The sequence below is a fragment of the Arthrobacter sp. Soil782 genome, assembly GCF_001428435.1.
GTDB classification, from domain to species: Bacteria; Actinomycetota; Actinomycetes; order Actinomycetales; family Micrococcaceae; genus Arthrobacter_D; species Arthrobacter_D parietis.
Genome location: NZ_LMSO01000009.1, coordinates 42,602 through 64,675, shown reverse-complemented (window position 1 = coordinate 64,675; position 22,074 = coordinate 42,602). Strand labels below are relative to the sequence as shown.

Annotated in this window: 24 protein-coding genes; 19 read left to right on the top strand and 5 right to left on the bottom strand. The window is 64.1% G+C overall.

From position 1 onward, the window contains the following. Positions 1 to 28: 28 nt before the first annotated feature. A complete protein-coding gene (locus ASH00_RS11050; protein WP_056548474.1) occupies positions 29 to 1,396 on the top strand; it encodes a M16 family metallopeptidase in 1,368 nt (455 codons plus the stop codon). 21 nt (positions 1,397 to 1,417) lie between these two features. Here ASH00_RS11050 and ASH00_RS11045 read toward each other — a convergent pair whose 3' ends face one another. Together ASH00_RS11045 and moaA are read right to left on the bottom strand one after the other, a co-directional pair. Beyond that, positions 1,418 to 1,669, bottom strand: a complete 252-nt coding sequence (locus ASH00_RS11045; protein WP_056548473.1) for a MoaD/ThiS family protein — start codon at positions 1,667 to 1,669, stop codon at positions 1,418 to 1,420. 1 nt (position 1,670) lies between these two features. Next, a complete protein-coding gene (gene moaA / locus ASH00_RS11040) occupies positions 1,671 to 2,741 on the bottom strand; it encodes a GTP 3',8-cyclase MoaA (protein ID WP_056548471.1) in 1,071 nt (356 codons plus the stop codon). Positions 2,742 to 2,886: 145 nt separating this feature from the next. On the opposite strand from moaA, the gene ASH00_RS11035 reads away from it, so the two are divergent. Genes ASH00_RS11035 through ASH00_RS11010 form a run of 6 tightly spaced genes read left to right on the top strand, consistent with a single transcriptional unit; the run spans position 2,887 to position 6,824 of the window. Then, positions 2,887 to 4,200: a molybdopterin molybdotransferase MoeA gene (locus ASH00_RS11035; RefSeq protein ID WP_082566064.1), complete on the top strand. Its 1,314-nt coding sequence runs from the start codon at positions 2,887 to 2,889 to the stop codon at positions 4,198 to 4,200. After that, entirely contained in the window at positions 4,197 to 4,676 is a 480-nt protein-coding gene (gene moaC, locus ASH00_RS11030; RefSeq protein ID WP_056548470.1) for a cyclic pyranopterin monophosphate synthase MoaC, read from the top strand. Before ASH00_RS11035 ends, moaC begins: the two co-directional genes overlap by 4 nt. Then, positions 4,673 to 5,155: a MogA/MoaB family molybdenum cofactor biosynthesis protein gene (locus tag ASH00_RS11025; RefSeq protein WP_056548469.1), complete on the top strand. Its 483-nt coding sequence runs from the start codon at positions 4,673 to 4,675 to the stop codon at positions 5,153 to 5,155. The genes moaC and ASH00_RS11025 overlap by 4 nt, the downstream gene beginning before the upstream one ends. Then, entirely contained in the window at positions 5,145 to 5,576 is a 432-nt protein-coding gene (locus ASH00_RS11020; RefSeq protein ID WP_056548468.1) for a molybdenum cofactor biosynthesis protein MoaE, read from the top strand. The genes ASH00_RS11025 and ASH00_RS11020 overlap by 11 nt, the downstream gene beginning before the upstream one ends. Before the next feature lie 16 nt (positions 5,577 to 5,592). Next, positions 5,593 to 6,351, top strand: coding sequence for a 4-hydroxy-tetrahydrodipicolinate reductase (gene dapB, locus ASH00_RS11015; RefSeq protein WP_056549203.1), 759 nt, complete (start codon positions 5,593 to 5,595; stop codon positions 6,349 to 6,351). Further along, on the top strand, positions 6,351 to 6,824 hold the full coding sequence (locus tag ASH00_RS11010) for a hypothetical protein (protein ID WP_056548466.1): 474 nt from the start codon (positions 6,351 to 6,353) through the stop codon (positions 6,822 to 6,824). Before dapB ends, ASH00_RS11010 begins: the two co-directional genes overlap by 1 nt. Here the strand turns inward: ASH00_RS11010 and ASH00_RS11005 are convergent, their stop codons facing one another. Further along, positions 6,825 to 8,006: a heparan-alpha-glucosaminide N-acetyltransferase domain-containing protein gene (locus tag ASH00_RS11005; RefSeq protein WP_056548464.1), complete on the bottom strand. Its 1,182-nt coding sequence runs from the start codon at positions 8,004 to 8,006 to the stop codon at positions 6,825 to 6,827. Positions 8,007 to 8,049: 43 nt separating this feature from the next. Here ASH00_RS11005 and dapA point away from each other — a divergent pair, with 43 nt between their 5' ends. From dapA to ASH00_RS10975, 6 genes are all read left to right on the top strand, one after another. Next, a complete protein-coding gene (dapA, locus tag ASH00_RS11000; protein ID WP_056548462.1) occupies positions 8,050 to 8,973 on the top strand; it encodes a 4-hydroxy-tetrahydrodipicolinate synthase in 924 nt (307 codons plus the stop codon). An 18-nt stretch (positions 8,974 to 8,991) separates the two neighbouring features. Then, positions 8,992 to 10,683, top strand: coding sequence for a ribonuclease J (locus ASH00_RS10995; RefSeq protein WP_056548460.1), 1,692 nt, complete (start codon positions 8,992 to 8,994; stop codon positions 10,681 to 10,683). Between the two features lie 51 nt (positions 10,684 to 10,734). Beyond that, positions 10,735 to 13,581: an FtsK/SpoIIIE family DNA translocase gene (locus ASH00_RS10990; RefSeq protein WP_056548459.1), complete on the top strand. Its 2,847-nt coding sequence runs from the start codon at positions 10,735 to 10,737 to the stop codon at positions 13,579 to 13,581. 9 nt (positions 13,582 to 13,590) lie between these two features. Then, on the top strand, positions 13,591 to 14,181 hold the full coding sequence (gene pgsA, locus ASH00_RS10985; RefSeq protein WP_056548456.1) for a CDP-diacylglycerol--glycerol-3-phosphate 3-phosphatidyltransferase: 591 nt from the start codon (positions 13,591 to 13,593) through the stop codon (positions 14,179 to 14,181). Continuing rightward, positions 14,178 to 14,711, top strand: a complete 534-nt coding sequence (locus ASH00_RS10980; RefSeq protein ID WP_442854352.1) for a CinA family protein — start codon at positions 14,178 to 14,180, stop codon at positions 14,709 to 14,711. The genes pgsA and ASH00_RS10980 overlap by 4 nt, the downstream gene beginning before the upstream one ends. 94 nt (positions 14,712 to 14,805) lie before the next feature. Then, positions 14,806 to 15,246 carry a helix-turn-helix domain-containing protein gene (locus tag ASH00_RS10975; RefSeq protein ID WP_056548454.1) on the top strand — a complete coding sequence of 147 codons (441 nt, stop codon included), beginning with the start codon at positions 14,806 to 14,808 and terminating at the stop codon, positions 15,244 to 15,246. A gap of 66 nt (positions 15,247 to 15,312) precedes the next feature. Here ASH00_RS10975 and ASH00_RS10970 read toward each other — a convergent pair whose 3' ends face one another. Beyond that, positions 15,313 to 15,786 carry a MarR family winged helix-turn-helix transcriptional regulator gene (locus ASH00_RS10970; protein WP_056548452.1) on the bottom strand — a complete coding sequence of 158 codons (474 nt, stop codon included), beginning with the start codon at positions 15,784 to 15,786 and terminating at the stop codon, positions 15,313 to 15,315. Between the two features lie 41 nt (positions 15,787 to 15,827). On the opposite strand from ASH00_RS10970, the gene ASH00_RS10965 reads away from it, so the two are divergent. The 6 genes from ASH00_RS10965 to dapF all read left to right on the top strand — a co-directional run bounded on the left by ASH00_RS10965 (position 15,828) and on the right by dapF (position 21,424). Further along, positions 15,828 to 16,046 carry a DUF3046 domain-containing protein gene (locus ASH00_RS10965; protein WP_056548451.1) on the top strand — a complete coding sequence of 73 codons (219 nt, stop codon included), beginning with the start codon at positions 15,828 to 15,830 and terminating at the stop codon, positions 16,044 to 16,046. A gap of 219 nt (positions 16,047 to 16,265) precedes the next feature. After that, a complete protein-coding gene (gene recA / locus ASH00_RS10960; RefSeq protein WP_056549200.1) occupies positions 16,266 to 17,327 on the top strand; it encodes a recombinase RecA in 1,062 nt (353 codons plus the stop codon). A gap of 6 nt (positions 17,328 to 17,333) precedes the next feature. Further along, positions 17,334 to 17,930, top strand: a complete 597-nt coding sequence (locus ASH00_RS10955; RefSeq protein WP_082566062.1) for a regulatory protein RecX — start codon at positions 17,334 to 17,336, stop codon at positions 17,928 to 17,930. Positions 17,931 to 18,002: 72 nt separating this feature from the next. Then, a complete protein-coding gene (gene miaB / locus ASH00_RS10950) occupies positions 18,003 to 19,544 on the top strand; it encodes a tRNA (N6-isopentenyl adenosine(37)-C2)-methylthiotransferase MiaB (protein ID WP_056548449.1) in 1,542 nt (513 codons plus the stop codon). 1 nt (position 19,545) lies between these two features. Then, positions 19,546 to 20,481, top strand: a complete 936-nt coding sequence (miaA, locus tag ASH00_RS10945) for a tRNA (adenosine(37)-N6)-dimethylallyltransferase MiaA (protein ID WP_056548446.1) — start codon at positions 19,546 to 19,548, stop codon at positions 20,479 to 20,481. Position 20,482: 1 nt separating this feature from the next. Continuing rightward, complete coding sequence (dapF, locus tag ASH00_RS10940) at positions 20,483 to 21,424, top strand: diaminopimelate epimerase (RefSeq protein WP_056548444.1); 942 nt, start codon at positions 20,483 to 20,485, stop codon at positions 21,422 to 21,424. Here dapF and ASH00_RS10935 read toward each other — a convergent pair. Next, positions 21,421 to 22,050, bottom strand: coding sequence for a class I SAM-dependent methyltransferase (locus ASH00_RS10935; RefSeq protein ID WP_056548442.1), 630 nt, complete (start codon positions 22,048 to 22,050; stop codon positions 21,421 to 21,423). The two genes, dapF and ASH00_RS10935, sit on opposite strands and share 4 nt — an antisense overlap. Between the last annotated feature and the right edge of the window lie 24 nt (positions 22,051 to 22,074).

Genomic DNA, 22,074 nt, shown 5'->3' with positions numbered 1-22,074 from the left:
GGAGCCGCTGGCGTTGAGGAGAGAATGAATGACTGAGACAGGACAGGGCACACCCGTGCTGTTGCCATTGACACCGAGCGGACCGGACAGCAAGTCCATGCTCGTTGCTGGAACCTCCGGAGGAGCAGTAGTCCGTCGCTCCGTACTTCCGGGAGGGGTGCGTGTGCTCACGGAGGCCATGCCGGGCCAGCGATCGGCAAGCATCGGTTTTTGGGTGGGAGTCGGATCCCGGGATGAGGCGGACGGCGAGCACGGGTCCACACACTTCCTTGAGCACCTGCTCTTCAAGGGAACGAAGCGACGGACCGCGCTGGACATCGCGGCGGCCTTCGATGAGGTGGGTGGAGAATCCAACGCAGCGACCGCGAAGGAGAATACCTGCTACTACGCCAGGGTCCTCGACACCGACCTGCCCATGGCTATCGACGTCATCGCCGACATGGTGACCTCGGCTGTCATAGACCCTGAAGAACTCGAGCAGGAACGGCACGTCATTCTGGAAGAGATCGCCATGGACAGCGATGATCCATCCGACGTTGCGCACGAGAAGTTCGTGGAAGCGGTATTGGGCTCCCATCCGCTCGGTCGCCCCATCGGCGGTACCCCTGAGGCCATCAAGGAGATTGCGCGGGAATCGGTGCTGCAGCACTATCGCCGCTATTACCGCCCGGAGGAGCTTGTAGTCACCGCTGCCGGCGGGCTCGACCATGAGGTTGTCTGCGCGCTCGTCGTTCAAGCCCTGCAACGGGCCGGGTGGGAACTTGCGGACGATGCGGCGCCGGTGCCGAGGCGCGTGCCGGTTCCGGCCGTCCTCGAAGAAGCCGGAGGAGTGCAGGTTATCCGCCGCGCCGTCGAGCAGGCCAACGTCCTGGTCGGGTGCCCGGCACTGATTGCCACTGATGACCGGCGGTTCGTGATGAGCGTGCTCAACGCGGTGCTCGGTGGAGGAATGTCCTCCCGGCTCTTCCAGGAGATCCGCGAAAAACGCGGACTTGCGTACTCGACCTACTCTTTCTCAGCGTCGTATGCCGACGCCGGTTACTTCGCGATGTACGCAGGTTGCAGCCCGGCCAAGACAGGCCAGGTCATCAGCCTGCTCAGCGCAGAGCTGGAGCGTCTGGCGTCGGAGCCGGTCAGTGATGAGGAGCTGCATCGCGCCGTGGGGCAGTTGTCCGGCGGAATGGTCCTGTCCCTCGAGGACAGCGGTTCCCGGATGTCCAGGCTCGGCCGCGCGGAATTGGTCAGCGGCGAGTTCCTCGGGCTGGATCTGACCCTTGAGCGGGTCAGGGCAGTAACTGCCGCGCAGGTGCAGCACCTTGCCCGGCAACTGGCGGACGCTCCGCGCACCATCACGGTTGTCGGTCCGTTCGACAGCGAAGCCGAGCTGGGACTGTAGCTTGCTCAGTATCCTGCCGCCCTAACCTCCGGCGAACGGCGGCAGGATGTCGAGCACATCGCTGCGCCGGATGGGCGCGTTGCGGTCGCGTAGCGCCACTTCATTGAGCAGGAAGCTGCTTCGATCGAGTACGCGGGCCATGGATGGTTCGCCAGCGGGATGCAGCGAACGTATTTTTCCGAGCGCTTCCTCCAGGGAAGCGCCGTCCAGCTCAAGGCGCTCTTCAGGAACGCCGGCGGCAGCCTGTGCTGCGCCGAAGTATCGAACCAGCACCTCAGCCGCCGATCGCGCTCATGGAGCGGTCAGGTTGCACGAAATCCGCAGCCCCGAGTCCCGTATGGTCCATGCCGTGCGCCTTGGGCTTGGCCCACATAGCCTCCTGCCAGCGCAGCGCTACGGTGGCGTCGTCGGCGTCTGAGCGGAGCAGGTTTCTCAGGTCAGTTTCCTCGCGGGAGAAAAGGCAGCTCATGATCTTGCCCTCGGCAGTGACGCGGGTCCGCCTGCAATCGGCGCAGAACGGCTCCGTGACGGAGGCAATGATGCCCACGGTGCCAAGGACGACGTCGGGCGCCTCCGGCCTGCGAACTTCCCACCGTTCAGCCGGAGCACCGTCACGGTTTCGTGGGTCGGGAGTGAGGACGAACCGTTCGCTGAGCCGCTCACGGACTTCTGCTGCAGTGATCATTCCCTCGCGGGTCCACCCGTGATCGGCATCGAGGGGCATTTGCTCGATGAACCGCAGCTCGAAGCCGCGGGACACTGCCCACTCCAGCAGATCCGGCGCCTCATGGTCATTGATGCCGCGCATCAGCACCGCATTGATCTTCACGAGGCCAAGCCCGACCGCCGCAGCCGCTTCAATGCCCCGGAGCACCCGATCAAGGAAGGGTCGACGCGTCAACTGCGCGAAGGTGTCGGGGTGGAGCGAGTCCATTGAAACGTTGATGCGGGTCAGGCCTGCATCCTTGAGCTGTTGCGCCTTTTTGTCCAGGCCCAGTGCGTTGGTGGTGAGCGATATGGGCAGGTCCGGGTGGCTTGCCCGGATTTCCGCGATGATGTCGAGCAGGTCAGCCCTTACCAGCGGCTCGCCTCCCGTCAGACGCAACTCGCGTATTCCTAGGCGATTGACGCCGATTCCTACAAGGCGCACGATCTCTTCGCGGGAGAGCACCTGGTCTTTTTGCAGCCATTGCAGCCCTTCAGCGGGCATGCAGTAGGTACAGCGAAGGTTGCACTTGTCCGTCAGCGATAGCCGCATGTCCGTGGCCCGGCGGCCGTAGGAGTCGAGCAGCCCGTCAGCAGGTGCCGGAGCGCCGATGCGCGGTGTGCCGAGTGGGATTCCCATAGTCCGAGGTTACGCCCTCCGCCTCGGTGCCTCCATCAGCGGTCCACATTCCGGGCGCATCCTGCACGCCCACGCGGCTAGGCTGTTAGCTGCGGCAGTGATGCCGCAGCACAAATGTCAGGGCGGGTTGATACAACGGGGCGTAATGACACGATCAGTAGAGGAACACCAGCAGGCCGTGCTCGGGCTGCTGCGCTACAGCAGCGCCTTCGCCGACGGCGCGCCCGAAATACTGCCGCTGGCAGCAGCCCGTGGCCGGGTGCTCGCTGAGGACCTCCTCTCCCCGGTGAACCTGCCTCCGTTCGACAACTCCCAGATGGACGGCTACGCGGTCCACGGCGATGATCTGGACGGGAGCTCGCCCCTCCACCTTGCGGTCGCGCCGCCGGTGCCGGCTGGTGGGGAGCCTGCTGCTTTGGAGCCGGGCCACGCTGCTCCGATCATGACGGGAGCCATGATTCCGGAAGGTGCAGCCGCCGTCGTGCCTATCGAGAAGGCAGTGCCGCCGCAGTTTCCCACCACGGGGCAGTACCGCGGGGAGGAGGGCCTCACCGTCGAGTTGCCCGTGGCCCAGGAGGGCTCGTTCATCCGGCGTACCGGCAGCGATCTCGAAGCGGGGAGCGTTGCGCTTGTTGCCGGAACCCTGTTGGGCCCCTCCCAGCTAGGACTCCTCGCTGCCTGCGGGCTGGCTACGGTGCCGGTGCGCCCGCGGTTCCGTGTCCTGCTGCTCAGCACCGGAGACGAGGTTCAGGAACCCGGAACCGAACTGACGCCCGGGCGGATTTTCGATGCCAACACCACACTACTGACGACTGCGCTGGAAGAAGCGGGCGCGCACGTGCAGCGGCACAGTGTGGTGGCTGACAATCCGGAGGAGCTGAGAAGCGCCCTCCAGGAGATCGGCGGGCAGGTCAACCTCATCCTCAGTACCGGAGGAATCAGCCAGGGTGCCTACGAGGTTGTGAAGCAGGCCCTGGCGGACAGCAGCGTGGAGTTCCTTTCAGTGGCGATGCAGCCGGGCGGGCCGCAGGCCATCGGCACCATCAACGGCGTGCCGTTCCTTGGATTCCCGGGCAACCCGGTAAGCGCACTGGTCTCCTTCGAAATGTTCCTGCGCCCGGCACTCGGTACGGTGACGGGGCTCCCGGGGAACCGCGTCTGCCTGCCGGCGCGGCTCACCGAGGACGTTCAGTCACCCGAAGGTAAGCACCAGGTCCGTCGCGGCCTGTATACGGACCGGTCGGGTCAGGGGGAGGGGATCGGAGACGTCACACTGCTTGGCGGGCCGGGCTCCCACCTGCTGCACGCCCTCGCTGCATCCAACGCCCTCGTACACCTGCCGGCTGGCACGGGGACGGTGGAGGCGGGGACGCCGGTCGCCGTGTGGCTGCTGGGCGAACTGCGCCAGGGTGCGCAACCCCTCCATCCCGGCAACCCCACTAGAGAGGCGCTGACATGACCACACCTGATCCCGCATTGACACACGTCCGTGAGGACGGCTCGGCACATATGGTCGATGTATCGGAGAAGGCGGTCACCGCCCGCCAAGCCACTGCGCAGAGCATCCTGCGGACAACGCCGCAGGTTCTTGCGCTGATTGCTGATGCGGATCTTCCGAAGGGGGACGCACTGGCTGTTGCCCGGGTAGCGGGGATCATGGCGGCGAAGCAGACGTCGGCGCTCATACCGCTGTGCCATCCGCTGCCGTTAAGCAAGGTGACGGTCGACTTCGCACCGGAAGGTGCCGCCGTCGTTATTCAGGCAACGGTGAAAACCACTTCAGTGACCGGCGTGGAGATGGAGGCGCTGACAGCAGCGTCAGTTGCTGCCCTCACGCTGTACGACATGATCAAGGCCGTAGATAAGCACGCAGTCATCACGGACATCGAGGTGTTGGCGAAATCAGGCGGCAAGAGCGGAGACTGGGTCGCATGAGCAAGCAACGGACCGCGGCGCTGATCATTGCGTCGACCCGCGCGGCGGCGGGCGTCTACCAGGACGAGTGCGGGCCCATGATTCAGCGATGGCTGGTCGGGAAAGGGTATGCCGTGCAGCTGGCCGAAGTGGTTCCGGACGGTGATGCCGTACGGGAAGCGCTGGCCGCCTGCCTCGCTGGAACACCTTCGGTGCTCATCACCAGCGGAGGTACCGGACTGAGCGCCGATGACGTGACCCCCGAGCTTACCGAGCCCTTCCTTACCCGATCCCTACCGGGGATCATGGAAGCAGTGCGCCGGGCCGGCGCTGCGAAGACACCCATGGCGGCGTTGAGCCGCGGTCACGCGGGCGTCTCGGAGGGCACCTTCGTCATCAATCTTCCGGGTTCACCGAAAGCAGTCCAGGACGGCCTGGACGTGCTGGAACCCATCCTCGATCACATCTGCGCACAACTGGAGGGAAGTCATGAGCACTAGCACCGTTCTCCACGCAGGAGTTTCCGAGCAGCCGCTCGACCTCAACCATGCCCTGGCCGTCGTCGGTTCCGCTGACTGCGGTGCCGTCGTCGGCTTCGGCGGCGTGGTGCGCAACCACGACGGCGGAAGGCAGGTTGACCGCCTGGGCTACAGTGCCCATCCTTCCGCCGGCGGTGTGATTGCCGACATCGCTGCGGAGATCGCCGAGAAGTACGACGGCGTACGCATCTGGGTGGCGCACCGCACCGGTCCGCTGGAGGTCGGGGATCCGGCCCTCGTCGCTGCCGTTGCCTCCGGACACCGTGGAGAAGCCTTCGCCGCCTGCACCGAGCTGGTTGATACCGTCAAGGCGCGCGCGCCGATCTGGAAGGAGCAGTTCTTCGCAGACGGTGACGTGGAATGGGTCGGAGTGGATGGCTGACACTACTCTTGAATCCATGACACAACCTCTTCCCGTTGCCGTACTCGGCGCGTCCGGGCGCATGGGGTCAGAGGCTGTACGGGCCATCGAGGCCGCCGCTGATCTGCATCTTGTGGCGGCGCTCGGCAGGAATGACCCACTTGAGGAACTGGTGGCGGCCGGCGCCGCGGTAGTTGTTGACCTCACCGTTCCGGACAGCACCGAACGGAACGTTGCCTTCGCCGTCGACCATGGAATCCACGCTGTCGTGGGCACTACCGGCTGGGACTCAGAACGGCTCAGGCGGCTGCGGGATCGGCTCGGGCGCAATCCGGAAGTGGGGGTTCTGATTGCGCCCAATTTTGCCCTCGGATCCGTGCTGGCCACAGCCTTCGCCACACGTGCAGCGAAGTATTTCGAGTCGGTCGAAGTGATCGAACTCCATCACCCGGACAAGGTGGACGCGCCGTCCGGCACGGCCGAGCGAACAGCGGCGCTCATCGCCGAAGCCCGTGCCGAAGCCGGTCTTGCCGCCAGCCCTGACGCCACCCGCACCTCCAGGGACGGCGCGCGCGGCTGCGACGTCGATGGCGTCCGGGTTCACTCCATACGGCTCCGCGGACTAGTGGCGCACCAGGAGGTCCTGTTCGGTGGGGTCGGTGAGCAGCTGACTATCCGTCACGACTCCTTCCACCGTGAGTCCTTCATGCCCGGTGTTCTGCTCGGAGTCCGGGAAGTGGGTTCCCATCCCGGACTGACTGTCGGTCTGGACGGCTATCTGGACCTGCAGGCGTGATGCGTGCACTGAACATTTTGAAGCAACATCGCGTCAAAATAGGCGTGGTCTTCGTCACTGTCCTGCTGGCGTTCTGGCTGGTTGTGGCGCTCCAGCGGAGCGTCCTTTTGTTGACGGACCCCGAACCGGTGGCCAAAGCCTTGGGAGTTGCGTACCTCCTGCTCCCGCTGATCGGGGCGTGGGCGTTGATTCGTGAACTGTCCTTCGGCGCCCAGACCGAGCGGATGGCGTCTGAGCTGCATACGGAGGGAGGGCTGCCCGTTGATGACCTCCCCCGGACACCGGCCGGCCGGATCGTACGTGAGGCAGCGGACGCTCAGTTCCCCGCTTACCAGGCGGACGCGGAGGCCAACCCGGACGACTGGCGTTCCTGGTTCCGGCTTTCATGCGCGTACGACGCCGCAGGGGACCGCACCCGTGCACGCCGCAGCATGCGGCATGCTGCGAAACTGTTCCGCGGCAGGGCGGCGTGACTAACGCTTCGAAACAGCCCCTGCTGACCGCGCAACGTCGCTTGCGCCGGCCGCCACATACTCCAGCGGACCGCGGGCACCCAGCTTCCGCAGCAGCAGCCCGATCGCAATGAAGACAGCGGCCTGGGCCCAGTAGACCGGCGCCGGATCCAGCGGGATCTCCTGCTGGTCGACGATGCTCATGATCCAGATATGCAGTGAGTACAGGGACAGCGTTATGGCGCCGGGCGCCGAGAGCGGCAGAAGCAGCCACTGCAGCCGCCTGGTCGTCAAGAGGCAGAGCCCGACGACGGCGGCGGCCGTTCCTGCGGTATGCATCAGATCGAGCGGCGTCCCGGAGTGCGGTGCGCTGACCGCCAGCCACCACCACGTTCCGGTCTGGTCAATGCCGGTAAGGCTCGCCGGCAGCATGGCCTCAATGTCGTAACGCCGGCCCTGCGGAGTTTCGAGTAGGACGGCCAGCCCACCCAGCGGTCCCAGCAGGAATGCGCTGACGAACTTGGACAGCCCGGCGAGCCCGACGCCCGCAACAATCAGTCCGGCCTGCACCCCGAACGACCTCAGGTTCAGCCTGCCGATCAGGATGCCCAGGAGCAGGTAGCTCAGCCACTGGAGCGCCGGGTAGTAGCCGGTCACGAGGATGTCCGCGAGCAGGGTCGCGGGCTGGGCGAAATGCTCAAGCGCAGGGTTACCGTCGAGGTCGGAGGGATTGATGTTGGTTCCAACCCAGGGGCGCAGGAGGAAAGCCGCCACCGGAGAGGCCAGGGTCCACCCGGCCGCCCACCAGCAGAGCCTGCGCAACGGCATCCCGATGAACGGCAGCGCCATCAGGAACAGGATGCCGTAATGGAAGAGGATCACTGCGATGTTGGTTTCCAGTCCTCCCAGCATCAGCCCGACCATCGCGATCACGACGGCCCGAGCCGCGATTCCGCGCCGGTCGCGGGAGATTCCGGCGCGGTCGTGCATCCTGCTACCGCCGCTGAGCAACGCCAACCCTATTCCTGCGACGAGCGCGAACAGGGCCGAGGATCGTCCGGAGAAGGTGGCGCCTATCCAGGACGCGTCCGAGGTCCCCTCCACATAGAGCGGAAATACGTGGGTGGACATCATGCCGAAGAGGGCGATGCCCCTGGCCGCGTCTATGCCGCTGAGCCGGCCCGGGGTTTGTGTGATGGCCATGATGGAATGTTCTCACGCCTGCCGCAGCGGGTAAGTTTGACCCATGGCTGCCTCCGACATTCGCCCGCTCCCATTCGGTTCCCTCGTCACGGCGATGGTGACACCGTTCACCGCTGACGGCGCTGTGGACTTCGATGCCACGGCTGCCTTGGCTGTCCGGCTTGTCGAGGATGGCTGCGACGGCCTCGTCGTATCGGGTACTACCGGTGAGACATCCACCCTGGAGGACCAGGAAAAGGAAGACCTTTTCCGCGTGGTCGCAGAAGCCGTCGGCGGCCGTGCAAAGGTGATCGCCGGCACCGGCACCAACCACACCTCGCACTCCGTCGAAATGGCGCAACGCGCGCAGCGCGCCGGCGCGGATGCGCAGCTTGTCGTGACCCCCTACTACAACAAGCCAACCCAGGCCGGCGTCCTCGCGCACTTCGACGCCGTTGCCGCTGCGTCGGACCTGCCCATCATGATCTATGACATTCCGGGCCGGACCGGGATCCCGATCAGCACGGAAACAATGATTCGACTGGCGGACAACCCGAAAATTCTCGCACTGAAAGATGCAAAAGCAGACTACGCAGCGGTGACGCGTGTGCTAGCCAACACTGCCCTGGATGTCTACGCCGGCGACGACGGGCTGACTCTGCCGTGGATGGCAGCGGGGGCCGTCGGCGTCGTCAGCGTCAGCGCCCACGTCGCCACGGTCCAGTTCCGGTCCCTCGTGGACGCACTGGCCGCCGGTGACCTCGCCATGGCGCGCAAGATCCACTTCGAGCTTGACCCCGTTGTACGTGCCGTCATGACGCACATCCCCGGCGCAATTTCAGCCAAGCACATCCTTCGGATGCAAGGTGTGTTGGCCAACTCCGTGGTGAGGCTGCCGCTGGTCGAGCCCACCGCCGTCGAAATGGAGCCGGTACTCGCCGACCTCGCGGAAGCGGGTTGGGACTTCTCTGCGGGCACCACCCGATAGCATCTGAAAGGCCAATCCATGACAGAACCCGCAGGAAGCGCACTCGTTTCGCCTCCACCGCTCGCCGAGGGAACGCTCCGGATTGTTCCGCTTGGCGGCCTCGGTGAGATCGGCCGGAATATGGCGGTTTTCGAGATCGGCGGGAAGCTGCTGATCGTTGACTGCGGAGTCTTGTTCCCGGAGGAGACCCAGCCCGGTGTAGACCTGATCTTGCCTGATTTCTCCTACATCGAGGATCGTCTGGATGACATCGTGGGCTTGGTGCTTACTCACGGACACGAGGATCACATCGGTGCAGTGCCGTACCTCCTGCGTCTCAAGAACGACATCCCGTTGATTGGATCCCAGCTGACGCTCGCATTGATCGAGGCGAAGCTCCAGGAACACCGGATCAAGCCGTTCACGCTCACCGTCGCCGAGGGCCAGATTGAGCAGTTCGGGCCCTTCGAATGCGAGTTCATTGCAGTCAACCACTCCATCCCTGACGCGCTTGCCGTCTTTATCCGCACTGCGGCCGGCACTGTCCTCCACACGGGCGATTTCAAGATGGATCAGTTGCCGCTCGACGGTCGTATCACCGACCTTCGTGCATTCTCGCGGCTGGGAGAAGAGGGCGTCGACCTGTTCATGGTTGACTCCACCAACGCCGATGTTCCAGGCTTCACCACCGCCGAGCGTGAGATCGGTCCGGAATTGGACCGGCTCTTCGGCCAGGTGAGCAAGCGCGTCATCGTCGCGTCCTTCTCCTCGCATATCCACCGGGTTCAGCAGGTGCTCGACGCGGCGGAGGCCCACGGCCGGTTCGTCTGCTTTGCCGGGCGCTCCATGGTGCGCAACATGACAATTGCCGCCAAGCTGGGATACCTGCGCGTACCCGATGGAATCCTCGTCGACGTCAAGAACGTGGATAGCCTTCCCGATGACCGGGTGGTGCTGATGTCCACGGGCTCACAGGGTGAGCCGATGGCAGCGCTTTCACGCATGGCCAACGGGGACCATCAGATCACCGTCGGAAAGGGAGATACGGTCATCCTTGCCTCCTCGCTCATCCCCGGAAATGAGAACGCCGTCTTCCGCGTCATCAACGGACTTCTCAAACTGGGCGCCGACGTCATCCACAAGGGCAATGCCCGGGTACACGTATCCGGTCATGCCGCTGCCGGTGAATTGCTCTACTGCTACAACATCCTCAAGCCGAAGAACGTCATGCCTGTCCACGGCGAAACCCGCCACCTTATAGCCAACGGAAAACTCGCAATCCAGACGGGCGTCCCGGCGGAAAACGTGCTCCAGACCGACGACGGCTCAGTGGTGGATTTGTCGGACGGCGTCGCCCGGATCGTTGGTGCAGTCGAGTGCGGCTACGTTTATGTGGACGGCTCCAGCATCGGCGAGATCACCGATGCTGATCTGAAGGACCGGCGCATCCTCGGTGAGGAAGGCTTCATCTCGATCATCACGGTAGTCAACCGCAGCACCGGGACAATCGTTTCCGGTCCGGACATCCACGCGCGCGGATTCGCCGAGGATGACTCCGTCTTCGATGACATCAAACCCAGGATCAGCACCGCACTGGCAGAAGCTGTCATGAGCAACAAGGACCACACAGCGCATCAGCTGCAGCAGGTCGTTCGCCGCGTCGTAGGGACCTGGGTAAACCGCCGCTACCGGCGTCGCCCGATGATCATTCCGGTTGTGCTTGAAGCCTGACGGGCGCGCTAATCCCGGGAACGGCGGGCGCTGTCCGGTAGCGTAGCGGGTATGGCGACTCGTACTTCCCCCACAGCGCCGCGAGGTTCACAGCCGCGAGCTCCGAAGCCGCGAGGATCCCAGCAGTCGCGCACCGGCAGCACCTCCGCGGCCGGCCGCGGCTCAACCGCGCGAGGCACAAGCAAGACCCAACCGTTGCCGGCAGCCGAGGAAAAGCTGCCGCTGCCGCTGCGCGCCGTCCGTGGCTTCTGGATGGGCCTGGCACACCTGGTGGCCGGCGCTATCCGCAAATTCGGCCACGATGTCCAGCCGCAAAAGGACCTCCGCAGGGACGGTACGGGCTTTTTCCTTTTCCTGTGCGCGGCAGCCGTCGCCACGGTTGAGTGGTGGGCGCTGCCCGGGCCGGTTGCAGGTGTCGTGCATGCTGTGGCCGGAGGTTCTGTGGGCTGGATGGCGCTGCTGCTGCCCTTCGTCCTACTGATTGGCGCGGTCCGGTTGTTCCGGTATCCGGAAAATCCACGTGCCAACAACCGTATCGGCATCGGGCTCACCGTCCTGACTTTCGCGGGCGCGGGCATTGCCCATCTGGTGGGCGGCCGGCCCGAGCTCGCCGCCGGACTTGATGCGCTGTGGCGGGCAGGCGGTGTCATCGGTTACCTCGTTGCCGGACCCGTCGCTGCAATTCTCTCGGTGTGGCCGGTTGCCGCTGTACTCACCTTCCTCGTCTTCGTGAGCATCCTGATCATCACGGCTACTCCGTTCCGCCATATTCCGTCTCGGCTACGCCAGCTCTATGAGCACCTCATGGGACAGGACCTGCACGAGGGCAGCGCGGACGGCGACGCTCACGATCAGAGCTACCTGTCCGACCGCGAGCGCGCGGCGGCCAAGCCCAGGAAGAAGTCCGGCCTGTTCGGTAGAAAGAAGAAGAACACCGATCAGGATGATGACCTGGACGGCTATGTCGGCGATGAAGCCTTCGAACGCGCAGTGCTCGACGACGACGAGGGGAACGACGACGGCGGCACAACGTCCCCGTCGCCGGCCGTCCGACCGGGCGTGCGCCGTCCCACCCAGCAGGAGCTTGCCACCGAAAGGATCAAGCGCAACCAGGGGCTCGGGGAGACAGAACCTGCAACCGAAGCCATGGCGGTGCTTCCGCCTGCAAGCGCACCGGCCGCCCAACCCGTTCCGGTCCCGTCCAATCCGGTTCAGCCCCAGGCGCCCGTTACGCCGATCCCGCAGCGCACTGAGCAACTGTCCCTCGCCGGAGACGTGACCTACACGCTGCCGCCCTCGGACTACCTGCCGCCGGGGACTCCGCCCAAGGAACGGTCGGAGGCCAACGACGCGGTCGTCGCCGCCCTCACCCACACCCTGGAGCAGTTCAACGTCGACGCAAAGGTCACCGGCTTCTCACGCGGACCGACGGTGACGCGCTACGAGATCGAACTGGCGTCGGGAACCAAGGTGGAGCGTGTAACCGCGCTGTCCAAGAACATCTCCTACGCGGTCGCCAGCTCGGACGTGCGCATCCTTTCGCCGATTCCGGGCAAGTCCGCGATCGGCATCGAGATTCCGAACACAGACCGCGAGACTGTGTCGCTGGGCGACGTACTTCGATCCGGCAACGCCCGCAAGACGGATCACCCGATGGTCATGGGCGTAGGAAAGGACGTCGAGGGCGGATTCGTGGTCGCGAATCTCGCCAAGATGCCGCACCTGCTCGTCGCGGGTGCCACCGGTGCTGGTAAGTCCTCCTTTGTGAACTCGATGATCACGTCCATCCTCATGCGGGCCACCCCGGATGAGGTGCGCATGATCATGATCGACCCCAAGCGGGTGGAACTTACTGCCTACGAGGGCGTCCCGCACCTGATCACACCGATCATCACCAACGCCAAGAAGGCGGCGGAAGCGCTCCAATGGGTGGTCCGTGAGATGGACACCCGCTACGACGACCTCGCCAATTACGGTTACAAGCACATCGATGATTTCAACAAGGCAGTTCGTAACGGCAAGGTGGTTCCTCCACCGGACTCCAAGCGCGTGGTGCGGCCGTACCCGTACCTGCTCGTGATGGTCGACGAGCTGGCGGATCTGATGATGGTCGCGCCGCGGGACGTCGAGGACTCCATCGTCCGCATCACCCAGCTGGCCCGGGCAGCGGGTATTCACCTGGTGCTCGCTACCCAGCGGCCGTCTGTGGACGTTGTGACAGGTCTGATCAAGGCCAATGTGCCCTCCCGCATGGCATTCGCCACTTCGTCGGTGACCGACTCCCGGGTGGTCCTTGACCAGCCGGGCGCTGAGAAACTGATTGGCCAGGGCGACGCGCTCTTCCTGCCCATGGGTGCGTCGAAGCCCATGCGCGTCCAGGGTGCCTGGGTGACCGAGTCTGAGATCCACCGAGTGGTGGAACACGTCAAGGAACAGTTGAAAGCCGTCTATCGCGATGATGTGGCGGTGGAAGCACCCAAAAAGCAGATCGACGACGACATCGGGGACGATCTCGAGGTCCTGCTGCAGGCGACCGAGCTTGTTGTCACGACGCAGTTCGGTTCCACCTCCATGCTTCAGCGCAAACTGCGCGTGGGATTTGCGAAGGCCGGCCGCCTGATGGATCTGCTGGAGTCCAGGGGAGTGGTTGGGCCGTCGGAGGGATCGAAGGCGCGTGACGTCCTGGTGAAGCCTGATGACCTCGGTCCCGTTCTCGCAGCTATGCGTGGCGATGACCCGCCGGCGCCGGCCGCATCGCCGGAGGTTGATCAGTCGCGCTACCAGCCGGGCACCGCGGACCTGGTGGCGGAGGACCTGGACTCGCGTCCGCAGGCCGTGGACTACAACGATGATGATGACGACGGCGGTGAAGACGCCTGGGAGCTGACAGGCAGGTAGCCTTGAGCAGTGAGTAATTCTGACGCTGGAGCGGTGCCAGTCCTGAACGTCGCGAATGTGCTGACGGTCGTGAGAATCCTGCTGGTACCGTTTTTCGTCTGGTTCCTGCTGGCCGACTCCGGCGAGGGCGGGCTTTTACGCTGGCTCGCGGTAGCCACGTTCGCAGTGGCTATCTATACCGACAAGCTCGATGGTGACCTGGCGCGCAGCCGTGGTCTCATCACAAATTTCGGGAAGATTGCAGACCCGATCGCGGACAAGCTGCTCATCGGTTCCGCTTTGATACTTCTGTCCGTACTGGGCGAGCTCTGGTGGTGGGTGACCATCGTCATCCTTGCCCGCGAGCTTGGCATTACCCTGCTCAGGTTCGCGGTCATCCGTTATGGAGTCATGCCTGCCTCCCGCGGTGGGAAGTTGAAGACTGTCGTTCAGACGCTGGCTATTTTCCTCTACCTGCTGGTGCCGGCTCTCGGCGACTGGGCGTGGTGGCCCGCCGTCGTCGTCATGATGGCTGCCCTGGCCATTACCGTGGTGACCGGCGCAGATTATGTCATGCAGGCGCTCCGGCTGCGGCGCTCAGCACGTAACACCGCACTGTGACAGCTGCCGCTGGGGTGTCAGGCGGGTTGGGCAGGGCCGCCCTTGATCGGGTTGTACTCCTCGCACAGGAGCGCGGGCTCACCATAGCTACCGGAGAATCGCTGACCGCCGGGATGGTTGCGGCCGCGCTTGCTTCGGTTCCTGGGGCTTCGACTGTGCTTCGGGGCGGCGTCGTGTCCTATCACCGGGACGTGAAGGCGGCCTTGCTCGGTGTTGAACCAGAACTTCTGGAACGTGCGGGCGCTGTTGACGCGGAGGTAGCACGGCAAATGGCTCTTGGTGCCAGAGATAGCTGTGGCGCAGACATCGGCGTGTCCACCACAGGAGTGGCGGGCCCCGAACCGCACGATGGAAAAGCGGTGGGTACTGTGTTCATCAGCGTGGTGGCGGTATCTGTCAACCTGGTTCGGGAATATCGCTTCCGGGGAAGCAGGAGCCAGATTCGGGAAGCATCCTGTTCGGCTGCGGTGATGCTGCTCACGGAGGCGCTTGAGCTTGAGTCCGCGGGAACAAACGGAGTTCCGCAATAGTTATCAATAGTGTCCAGCACGGAGAAGCAAGACGGGCTAGGCTTAAATCAGACGGCAGCGAAAGCGGCCAGCACAAGGGAGTTAGGCGATACACATGGTAAAGCAACCCGTATCCGTGAACGGTGTCATCCGTTGGCGGGATGTGGGGTTGGCAGAAGATCCGCAACGTAAGCCGAAGGAGCGCAAAATGGTCGTTTTACGCCACGAGATCGGGGACGTCCTGCGTGACGTCCGCCAGCGCCAGGGCCGCACACTCAGGGAAGTGTCGCATAGCGCCCGGGTCTCCCTCGGTTACCTCAGCGAGGTGGAGCGGGGCCAAAAGGAAGCGTCCTCGGAACTGCTGTCCTCTATCTGCTCTGCTCTCGATGTACCGCTGTCGATGATGCTTAGGGAGGTCAGTGACCGGCTGGCCGAGGCCGAAGGTGTTGCTGTCCCTGACACAGTCCCGCAGGAGTTTGCCCAGCAGTTCGGCGGGGACATGCCGGAGGATTTCACCGGTGGTTTCAGCAGGGGACTGGCAGTCACCAAGAACTGATACCGGCACAACCCACATTCCACAGGGAGGTCCGCCGAATGCGGCGGGCCTCTTTCTGGTCTGCGGCTACCAGTTGTCTCTCGTATAGGTCTGGTTCAGCTGGGAAATGAGCTCCCCGAGTGTCGTGAGATCCGAAAGGCTCCAGTCCTCCATCAGCTGATGGAACGCCTCCTTGCGCGCTTCCTGTGCTGTGGACAGCTGCGTCAGTCCAGCCGCGGTGAGGCTGATCGACTGGGCGCGGCCGTCCAGCGGATCTGCGGTTTTCTGAACCAGGCCCAGGTGTTCGAGCATGGCGATCTGGCGGCTGACGGAGGGCTTGCCGACGCCAATGCTGGCGGCCAGATCGGTCAGGCGCATGGAGCCCTCCCGCTGTAGGATGACCAGCAGCCCGTAGGCAGCAGGTTCCATATCCGGATGGACCCGCCGCGCAACCTTGTAGGAGTTCGACCGCGCACGCCGCCACAGCATACTGAGTTGTTGTTCCAACGCCTGCACGGCAGCATCGACGGAAGCATCGGGTTCCTGGCGGTCAACAGTCATGCGTTTCATTCTAGGGTTTATCTGGAGAAGGAGGATGCAGCATGCGCACGAGCGACTTCTGGCGGCTCATGGACGACGAATTCGGGCCGGCCTATTCAAGGACGCTGGCACAAACACTGCATCTGTCCGGGCTCGGCGACCGCACGCCGGCTGCAGCCCTGCAGGCGGGGGCTGACCCGAAGGCCGTCTGGCTGGCGGTCTGTGAGATGCAGGACGTGCCCGAGTACAGACGGCTCGGACGCGATGTGAAACCGCGCTAGCCGGTTCAAACACGCCGGGCGAATCAATCGAATATGTGTTCGGATCCGGACTATGCTGGAATCAGAAGATTCCCATGCCATTCGTCCTCCACAATCCCGCCGCTTCAAGTGGGATGTCCACATCGGATGCCTCGCGGGGCAAACTGTCGGAGGGGGACGCTACGGTCAAGGGGAAGAGAAAAACAGGCCCTGGCGGCCATGAGTATACCGAGGTGAATGATGGCCGTACCAGCCGATCGTGAAAAGGCTCTCGAAGCCGCACTGGCACAGATTGACAAGCAATACGGCAAGGGCTCAGTCATGCGCCTTGGAGACGAGGTCCGCGCTCCTATCGAGACCATTTCCACCAGTTCGATCGCACTCGATGCAGCGCTTGGCATCGGTGGTCTGCCGCGGGGCCGGGTGGTGGAAATCTATGGTCCGGAATCGTCGGGTAAAACCACCGTTGCCTTGCATGCTGTGGCCAACGCCCAACGCAACGGCGGCATTGCCGCCTTCATTGACGCGGAGCACGCGCTGGATCCCGAGTACGCCAAGAAGCTTGGGGTGGACACCGACGCTCTTCTCGTCTCCCAGCCGGACACCGGTGAGCAGGCACTTGAAATCATGGACATGCTCGTGGGCTCTGGTTCCATTGACATCGTCGTGATCGACTCCGTTGCCGCCCTCGTTCCGCGCGCTGAGATCGAGGGAGAGATGGGTGACAGCCATGTGGGTCTGCAGGCCCGGTTGATGAGCCAGGCGCTGCGTAAGATCACCGGCCGTCTGAGCCAGACCAAGACGACTGCCATTTTTATCAACCAGCTCCGCGAGAAGATCGGTGTGTTCTTCGGCAGCCCTGAAACCACCACAGGCGGCAAGGCGCTGAAGTTCTACGCATCAGTGCGGATCGACGTGCGGCGCATTGAAACGCTCAAGGAAGGTACCAATCCGGTTGGTAACCGGACCCGGGCGAAGATCGTCAAGAACAAGATGGCTCCGCCGTTCAAACAGGCGGAGTTCGACATCCTCTACGGCTTCGGAATCTCTCGCGAGGGCGGGTTGATCGATGTTGGCGTGGAGAACGGTCTCGTGAAGAAGTCCGGAGCATGGTTCACCTATGACGGAGACCAGCTGGGACAGGGCAAGGAGAACGCCCGCAAGTTCCTGCTCGACAACCCGGACCTGGCGGACGAGCTCGAACAGAAGATCCGGCAGAAGCTCGGCGTCGGAGGTGCGGTGGCGGAGACACCGGAACAGGATGGTCCCAAGCTGAAGGCAGTCGGCGGCGAGGGCCGCTAGCGGTCCATGAACGGATTCTCCGGAACGCCGGGTGCAGCAACGCAGCGCAGTGCCCGGCGTTCAGCACGGAAGAGCGGCCAGCGGGCTCCTACGCCGGGCTCGCCCGCTGATCTCACGCCCGAGGCCGATCCCCATGAGGTGGCACGCGCCATCGTCCTGCGCCAGCTCTCCATGGCCCCGCGCAGCCGCCACCAGCTTCACACCAAACTTCGTGAGCGGGGTGTCTCAGAAGAGGTGGCGGCGGGCATCCTGGATCGCTACGAGGAAGTTCAACTGATTGATGATGCCGAGTTTGCCCGCATGTATGTACGAAGCCGGGCGCAGACCAGATCGCTTGCGCGGTCGGCCATCAAGCGCGAGCTCGCTGAGAAGGGCATCACTGGAGAGCTGGCCGAGGACGCACTGCTCCAGCGGACAGACGAAGACGAGCGGTCAGCGGCCGAGGACCTTGTGCGGAGAAAGGCGAGGGCTCTTGCGGATCCTGGTGACCGTGCATCCCGTGACAAGCAGGTGCGCCGGCTTGTGGCAATGCTCGGACGCAAGGGCTATGCGCCGTCACTCGCGTTCTCCATCGTCAAGGATGTCCTTGACCAGCAGGAGTAATCTCAACCGCCCGTCTTCCCGGCGGTAGTTGGCCGGGTTGGGGCTGCTCCCGGTGGGCCGTACCCTTAACAAGTGAGTTCCACAGTTGCCTACCCCTCCCCGTCAGCACAGCCGGCCGAGCCCCTCTCTGCCACGCAGCGCACCTATGAGGTGCGCACCTTCGGTTGCCAGATGAACGTCCATGATTCCGAACGGATCTCCGGGCTGCTTGAGTCCGCCGGGTATGTGAGCGCCGGCGGCGACGAGGCCGACGTCGTCGTCTTCAATACCTGTGCTGTCCGCGAGAACGCGGACAATAAGCTGTACGGAAACCTCGGCCAGCTCGCGCCGGTCAAGCAGTCACGGCCGGGAATGCAGATCGCGGTCGGTGGATGCCTAGCCCAAAAGGATCGCGAAACAATTCTCCGCAAGGCGCCGTGGGTGGACGCCGTTTTCGGCACACACAACATCGGAGCCTTGCCCGCGCTCCTTGAGCGGGCACGCCACAACGAGGAAGCGCAGCTTGAAATCCTCGAATCCCTGGACGTTTTCCCGTCCACCCTGCCGACCAAACGTGATGCCGTGTACTCCGGCTGGGTGTCGATCTCCGTTGGCTGCAACAACACCTGCACCTTCTGCATCGTGCCCTCGCTGCGCGGCAAGGAAAAGGACAGACGCCCCGGGGACATCCTCGCCGAGATCGAGGCCCTTGTGGCGGACGGCGCTATCGAAGTGACTCTGCTCGGCCAGAACGTCAACTCCTACGGTGTCGAGTTCGGGGACCGCGGTGCGTTCGCGAAACTCCTGCGCTCCTGCGGAAGCATCGACGGTTTGGAAAGGGTCCGGTTTACGAGCCCCCATCCGGCCGCCTTCACCGATGACGTCATTGATGCGATGGCGGAGACCCCGAATGTTGCTCCGCAGCTGCATATGCCGCTGCAGTCTGGATCGGACAGGATCCTGAAAGCAATGCGGCGATCCTACCGTTCCGAAAAATTCCTCGGCATCCTTGACCGGGTCCGTTCGCGGATGCCGCATGCGTCGATTTCCACCGACATCATCGTCGGATTCCCCGGAGAAACTGAAGAGGACTTCCAGGAGACGCTTCGGGTCGTGGAGCAGGCGCGTTTCGCGACCGCATTTACGTTCCAGTACTCCAAACGCCCAGGCACGCCTGCCGCGGACCTGCCGGATCAGCTCCCGAAGGCCGTGGTGCAGGAGCGGTATGAGCGGCTCACCGCGCTGCAGGACCGCATCTGCCGCGAAGAGAACGCGGCACAGGTTGGACGGCAGGTGGAAGTGCTCGTCACTGCACATCAGGGCCGCAAGGACCATGAGACCCACCGACTGAGTGGCCGGGCGCGCGACCAGCGGCTCGTTCATTTCTCCGTGCCCGAAGGAGCAGACGCTCCGCGGCCCGGCGATCTCGTGACGGTGACTGTCACCGGAGCTGCCGCGTTCCACCTCGTCGCCGATCCGTCGGCGTCGGACTATCGGCTCCGGCGCTCACGCGCAGGGGACGCCTGGGACCGGTCGCAGGCGGAATCGTGCGGGGTGCCCGCCCCCGGTGTAGGCGCTGCGGCAGGCAAGTCAATAGTGCTCGGCATGCCCTCGCTTCCTGTCCGCCGCAACTGAGGTGAGCCGCACTGTTGCTGCTCCCGCGACGCCGGTCATCGCCGTCGTCGGGCCCACCGGATCGGGGAAGTCCGAGTTGGGCGTCGCGCTCGCCGAGGCGCTCGGCGGTGAGATCATCAATGCCGACGCCATGCAGTTTTACCGCGGCATGGACATCGGCACCGCCAAGCTGTCAGTCGATGAACGCAGAGCTGTTCCCCACCACCTGTTGGACATCCTCGATGTACGTGAGGAAGCAAGTGTCGCCCGTTATCAGGAGCACAGCCGCGAGGTAATTGCGCAGGTGCGTGTGCGGGGTAACGTGCCCATTCTCGTCGGCGGATCAGGCCTGTACGTCCGTGCGGCGCTCGACGAGCTTGAATTTCCGCCGACCGACGCCGTCGTTCGTGCCGGTCTCGAGGCTGAAAGAGACAAGGTGGGCCTTCCTGCACTGCGGGAGCGCCTTGCCGCCGTCGACGCGGTATCGGCGGAACGGCTGGGGGACGAGCGCCGGGTGATCCGTGCCCTTGAGGTGCACACGATCACGGGCAGGCCCTTCAGCTCGTACATGCCGCGCCGCATCTATCACCAGCCTGCCGTCCAAATTGGATTGCAGGTCGATCGGGACGTCCTCAGGGAGAGCCTGGCTACCCGGGTGTACTCAATGGTGGAGCGGGGGTTGCTGGAGGAGGTCCGCAGGCTGGACGACCTCGGGCTGCGAAGCGGCCGCACGGCTTCCCGGGCCCTGGGATACAGCCAGTTCCTGCGGGTGCTCGACGGCGGCTGGTCGGCAGCAGAGGCAGCCGAAGACACCGTTGCGGCTACCCGCAGGTTCGCTCGCCGGCAGCTGACGTGGTTCCGGGCCGACGAGCGGATTCAGTGGCTCAACTGGCGTGATCCGGAGCTCCTCACAAAGGCGCTGGGCGCCGTCGCCGCGCACGCCCCCTATCCTAGGTAACGTGACTTCACACACCGAATCAGCATTGCCCGCACGGCCGGGACTGTCGGGACTCTCCTTCTCCAAGGGGCACGGTACCGGTAATGACTTCATTCTGGTGGCAGACCCGAACGGCTCGGTCGATGTGACCGCAGCCGATGTGGCTGCCGCCTGTGACCGCCACCGGGGTATCGGCGCGGACGGATTGATCCGTGCCGTGCCGTCGTCGTTCCTTCCCGAAGGACGGGCCCTGCTTGAGGACACTCCTGAAGCGCAATGGTTCATGGACTACCGCAATAGCGACGGCTCGGTATCAGAGATGTGCGGCAATGGTGTCCGCGTCTTCGTCCATTTCCTCCTGGAATCCGGTCTGGTTGAGTTGGCGGATGGCGCCTCGATGGCCATCGGCACCCGCGGCGGCGTCAAAGTGGTGAAGCGGTCAGTCGATGGGTACTCCGTGGACATGGGGCCGTGGGAGTTCATCTACCCGGAAGCCGCGGCCGCGCGTGCAACGGACTCGCTGGTCGAAGCAGACGGACTGCAGGTCGCCCGGCCCGGCCTGTCAATCAGCATGGGTAATCCACACACGGTCGTCGCCCTTGCCGAAATCGCGGAGCTTCGCGCCACGCGTCTGTTCGACGCGCCTTCTGTGGACCCGTCACCGCCGCACGGAACCAACGTGGAATTCGTCGTCCCGCATGATCCCCTCATGCACGACGGCGTTGGACAGCTGAGCATGCGCGTGCACGAACGGGGGGTTGGAGAAACCCTCTCCTGCGGAACCGGAGCCTGCGCCGCTGCAGTTGCCACCCGCTACTGGGCGGGAGCGGACGCGCCCGACGTCTGGAGCGTGACAGTGCCCGGCGGAATCGTCGGCGTCCGCTTCACAGTCAGCGCACAGGGGGGAGAGCATGTGCATCTCAGCGGTCCCGCGGTTCTCGTGGCCCGAGGTACGTTCAGCTAGGCCTTCCGGGCGTTTTCCGGTGCGGTCCGCTCAACCCGCAGAATGCGGAAAGACTTCGACGTTGTCGAGCGGTCGACGTCATAGTCGGGCGGCAGCTGCGCTGCAAGCCAACGCTGCAGCGAATCCGCACCAAGGTTCTTCTGGACTACCAACCATGCGCTCCCGCCGGGAGCAAGGCGCGGGAGCCAGCGCAAAAGGAGTTCGTGAAGCGCCTCTTTGCCGATCCGAATCGGTGGATTGGACCAGATCGTGTCGAAGGCAATCTCAGGGTTGACGTCGTCGGGCAGCATGGCCGCAACATTGCCCAGCTCCAGCCTCCGGGCGTTCTCCCTCGTCAACTCCAACGAGCGTTCGTTCACATCGATTGCGATGACCCGGGCGTGCGGTGCCTGAACGGCCATGGTCAGGGCAAGCGGGCCCCAGCCGGAACCAATATCAAGCAGAGTGGAACCGCTGACGGGAGGCACCTCCGACAACAGGATCGCTGTGCCTTTGTCGATGCCGTCGGGACTGAAGATGCCGCCCGAGGTGACGAGGTCACGTTCCTGACCCGCAATGGGTACGCGGAGCGGCCGGCGCTTATCGGGTCCGGAGGGGGCGGCGCTGAAGTAGTGCTGCGAATCCATAATGCTCCAGCCTAGTGCTCCGGG